Genomic DNA, 4,218 nt, shown 5'->3' with positions numbered 1-4,218 from the left:
TGGCAGCGTGCGGGCACGTGCAGTAACCGTCAGGCTGCGGACCGGACCAGTCGAGCTCCACTGCGTACACCCGCTTGGCCTGGACCGACGCGCAGGCTCTCGGGGCTGCCGCCCGCAACCCTCGGACATACCGGACATAGTCTTCGCCTCGGGCGTAGCTCCGCTCACCGGCCACCTTGAGCAGCGCCCTCTCCGACAACGGCATACCGACATGGTGCCCGATCGGCTCGGCGAGAGCTCTAAGGTGAGCGACATGAGCGAGCGCCCGTATCTGCGTCTGGTGCCAGAACCGGTGTCGCGGCCCGATCTGCGTCGCGCGCGACGGCGTGATGTCGCCGTCTACCGGGTCCGGGTGCATCTCGATGACAGCGATCCAACAATCTGGCGACGGCTTGACCTGCGCTCGAACATGACGCTGGACCTGCTGCACCAGGTCCTGCAGGTGGCGTTCGACTGGACAGACTCGCACCTGCATCGCTTCTCACTCGGCGGCCGCGCCTTCGACCACCACAGCCAACTGTTCCTGTGCCCGTACGACGTGGACAACAAGGAGTGGCCCGAAGACGACGACGGCCTGCCCGCCACCGAGACTCGACTCGACGAAACCCTCAGTGAGCCTGGCGATGTCCTGCACTACCTCTACGACTACGGCGACAATTGGGAGCTGACGCTGCGTCTCGAGAAAGTTCTTACCGCCGAGAGCGACTGTCCCGCAGGAGTTGTGATCGATGGTGAACGCGCGGCGCCGCCGGAAGACTGCGGGCATCTGGTCGACGCCGACAGCCTCTCCGAGGTGCTTGACGACCCCGCGCTGTTCGAGCCGGAACGGGTCAACAAGGGGTTCGGCGACGCGTACTTCGTGCTGCGCGAGGCAGGCATCGACGCACGCCTGGTCGACCTGGTTCATCGGCTCACGTACACGCCGTATGGCGACGACCTGACGAAGGCGGCGCTCACGCTGGCCGGTGCGCGACCGCTGGACAAGATCGCTGTTGGCGACAATCTCCGGGCGTATCAGTGGTTTCTGGACCGCGCCAAGGACGGCGGCATTCCATTGACGACCGCCGGATACCTCAAACCGGCTGACGTGGAGGAAGCCTCCAAAGTCGTTCCTGTAATGAATGATTGGATTGGCAAGCACAACCGCGAGATCCAATGCTATCCACTGCTGCGGTTCCGTGAAGGCGTGCAGTCGTTGGGACTGCTGCGCAAGCACAAGGGCACGCTGTTGCTGACCAAGGCTGGCGTAGCGGCCCAGCGTGACGCCGACAGACTGTGGGAGCATATGTCCGGTCGGTTGATACCCAAGTCCGACGAGAAGTTCGACGCACAAGCGACCATGCTGATGCTGGCCTTTGCGGCGGCTTCGGCCGGTTCCGAACTGCCGTTCGACAAGATGGCGGCGTTGCTGGCCGACCTCGGCTGGCGCTACTCCGACGGTCGGTCTATCTCGGAATCGTCCCTGCGCCAACTCCCCGTCTATGAAGTCCTGATCAACGTGACCGACCAGCCCGCCACCCGGGCGCAGCGGAATATCGTGAGTCCTGCGGCAGCAGCGTTGGCGCGTAGGGCGCTCGGCGGGACCTGAACGCTTCAGCCATGCTGAGGACGACCCACAAGTTGTTCGCCGCGCGCATGACGCTGGTAGGACTTACGTGCCACCACCCCACTTGACCAGCGGACAACTTCGGCACAAGGAGAGCGCCACCGGCTGAGCCGGATAACGTGCACGGGCGCGCATAGCGTGCACGGCGTGCTGTCGAACTGGCCGAAACTCGCCTGAATGAGCCCGTCGAGCGCGCCGCCAGCACCCGTGTGGTCCCCAGAGTGAGTGGACCGATACGCGACAGTTGGGGTTCTGCGTTATCGCAACTCAAAGCCTACTTCTCTACGTCGGGCTGACACTGTCGGGCTGACAGGATTTGAATTTGCCATCCCGCGAAATGGATCGTATGCTGAGATCAGCAAAAATGCCGACTAGCAGTGAAGATACACCATTCAAGGCGTTGCCAGCCAGTGCCAGCGAGTGCCAGAATCGGCCTACAGATCGCACACAGATCGCACACGAAAGGCTGACAAGATGGCGGGCAAGATGGGCCGACGCGGCTGGGGATGGATACGGCGGCTGCCGTCATCGAAGCGCTACCAAGCCAGCTACGTCGGACCGGACCTGGGGCGCCACTACGCACCCGGCACGTTCCACACCCGCATGGATGCCGAGCGCTGGCTAGGCGACGAACGCCGACTCATCGACCAAGACATCTGGACATCGCCGACACAACGCGCCGCACGACGCAAGGCCGACTCCATCACGTTGAACGAATACGCCGACAAGTGGATCGAGCACCGCAACGTCAAACCTGGCACCAAGATCGAATACAAGCGGCTCAAGGCTCGGCTAATCGCCGACACGCTAGGTAAGGCACCGCTGAAGAACATCACCACTGACGCCGTACGTGGCTGGTATTCCTCGCTCGGCAACGACACACCACGGCGCAACTCACACGCCTACGGTTTGCTGCACGCCATCATGTCCACCGCCGTCGCTGACCAACTGATCCCGGCCAACCCGTGCATGATCCCGCGTGCGATGAACACGGCCCGCAAGCGCGAGCCGGTCATTCTGTCGGTCATCGAGCTTGCCAAGGTGGCCGACGCGATCAAGCCGGAACGTCTACGCTGCTTCGTGCTGGTGTCGGCATGGTGCGGGCTGCGCTGGGGTGAGGCTATCGAACTGCGCCGCAGAGATATTGACGATACGTGCGAGGTCATCATGGTTTCGCGTGCCGTAACCCACCGGGGCAGTCTCAAGCCGGGAAGCCCTGGCTGCCGAATCGACACCCCCAAGTCAGGCAAGGGCACGGGCGGTTGTCGTGCCGCCTCATATCCGCGCCGACCTGAAGCACCATCTCGAGGTCTACGTGCGCAAACACCCTGACGCGCTGCTATTTCCGGCGTTGCGCGATGGTTGCCACTAAACGATTCGGTGTTCGCCAAGCACTTCTCCCCCGCGCTGAAAACAATTGGCCGCGAGGGTGTCCGCATCCACGATCTGCGGCATTTCGCCGGGACGCAGACGGCCCGCGTCGGCAACCTGGTCGAGACGATGGGCCGGTTGGGCCACTCGACGGTGAAAGCGTCACTGACCTATCAGGCCATCGTGTCCGGCCGTGACCGTGAGATCGCCGCTGCCCTTTCGGCATTGGCCGCCGTGCCTGAGGCGGGCCCGAGACACGGCCTGAGAGCCACGCAGAGCCACAAACACCGCTGGGGCGTGCCCGTGGTACCGGCCAAGCATTTTCGCGCCCTCTACGCCCCTTCGTTAACCGAGTCTCCTTGACTCGGTAGAGACGCCGAAATCCGCTGTATATACAGCGATTAGGCGACACGCCGCTGTGTCCGGCTGTCCACGCCCGGTGATGAACGGTGTATGCTGGCCGCACATAGCTCTGCGGGGTCTAAGACCAAGGGAGCGACGGAAAAGGTCCGAGGGTTCATATAGCGGAATCCGAGGTTGTCGCTCACCGACCCCGAGATGCCAAGGCCGCCCATGCCGACCCCCGTTGGTCTCTCTTAAACGATGACCAATACAGGGAGCCCATGATGGGTAGGAAAATCTCACTCGAAACCGCTGCCGACGAACTCGGTGTATCGAAACGCACTGTGCGACGGCTTATTTCAGGTGGCGAGCTGCGTGCATACCGCGTCGGCAAGCAGTCGGTGCGCATCGACGTCAACGACATCGCCGCTGTGCTCAAGCCGATAGTGCCGGACGGCAAGACGGCATGACAATACGAGAAAGCCGCCCCGCTGCGAACGGGGCGGCTCAACGGTCCGGGCGGACTGGCACCGAGCATATCGCATACGACCGTCTGCTGGGTGCGCTGCGATCAGCCGGAAAGACAGTTGAGGTCAACGGCACCGGAGCGATGGCGCAGTGCCCTGCTCACAACGACAACCGCCCATCGCTGTCACTCAAGGCAATCGAAGGGTCGGTGTTGTTGTACTGCTTCGCCGGGTGTGAGGCCGCAGACGTGACCACCGCACTGGGCCTCACACCGGCCGCGTTGTTCGACAGCCAGCGTGGGCAGTCGTACGCGTATCCCGACGGCCGCAAGGTGGACCGCTCACCAACAAAGCAATTCAAGCAACGCGGCAATACCAAGGGCACCGCACTGTACAACAGCGACCAGATCGCCGATGCGTCGACGGTTTATG

The 4,218-nt window shown here is 62.9% G+C and carries 5 protein-coding genes and 1 pseudogene; 5 read left to right on the top strand and 1 reads right to left on the bottom strand.

Features of this window, described 5'->3' with window-relative positions; genetic code table 11:
* Positions 1–205, bottom strand: a 205-nt coding sequence (locus VML93_RS34075; RefSeq protein ID WP_325617558.1) for a hypothetical protein, incomplete at its 3' end; no start/stop codon positions are given.
* A gap of 48 nt (positions 206–253) precedes the next feature.
* Here VML93_RS34075 and VML93_RS34070 point away from each other — a divergent pair.
* From VML93_RS34070 to VML93_RS34050, 5 genes and pseudogenes are all read left to right on the top strand, one after another.
* The gene (locus VML93_RS34070) at positions 254–1,588 is read left to right on the top strand and encodes a plasmid pRiA4b ORF-3 family protein (RefSeq protein WP_325617556.1); all 1,335 of its coding nucleotides are present in this window, start codon (positions 254–256) and stop codon (positions 1,586–1,588) included.
* A 621-nt stretch (positions 1,589–2,209) separates the two neighbouring features.
* Positions 2,210–2,938 (top strand): site-specific integrase, encoded by a 729-nt coding sequence (locus VML93_RS34065; RefSeq protein WP_325617554.1) that lies wholly within the window; start codon positions 2,210–2,212, stop codon positions 2,936–2,938.
* Between the two features lie 48 nt (positions 2,939–2,986).
* Positions 2,987–3,340, top strand: coding sequence for a hypothetical protein (locus VML93_RS34060; protein ID WP_325617552.1), 354 nt, complete (start codon positions 2,987–2,989; stop codon positions 3,338–3,340).
* Positions 3,341–3,603: 263 nt separating this feature from the next.
* Entirely contained in the window at positions 3,604–3,789 is a 186-nt protein-coding gene (locus VML93_RS34055; RefSeq protein ID WP_325617550.1) for a helix-turn-helix domain-containing protein, read from the top strand.
* Positions 3,786–4,218 (top strand): annotated as a pseudogene (locus tag VML93_RS34050) (hypothetical protein); the annotation flags it as partial. The gene VML93_RS34055 and the pseudogene VML93_RS34050, both read left to right, overlap by 4 nt.

Origin of the sequence: Mycobacterium sp. (assembly GCF_035499775.1) — a bacterium.
GTDB lineage: Bacteria > Actinomycetota > Actinomycetes > Mycobacteriales > Mycobacteriaceae > Mycobacterium.
This window is presented reverse-complemented; position numbering and strand designations above follow the sequence as displayed.

Bases quoted from the DNA above. Each gene is read 5' to 3' on its own strand.
- VML93_RS34055 (WP_325617550.1), top strand. From the start codon at position 3,604: ATGGGTAGGAAAATCTCACTCGAAACCGCTGCCGACGAACTCGGTGTA.
- VML93_RS34065 (WP_325617554.1), top strand. From the start codon at position 2,210: ATGGATGCCGAGCGCTGGCTAGGCGACGAACGCCGACTCATCGACCAA.
- VML93_RS34070 (WP_325617556.1), top strand. From the start codon at position 254: ATGAGCGAGCGCCCGTATCTGCGTCTGGTGCCAGAACCGGTGTCGCGG.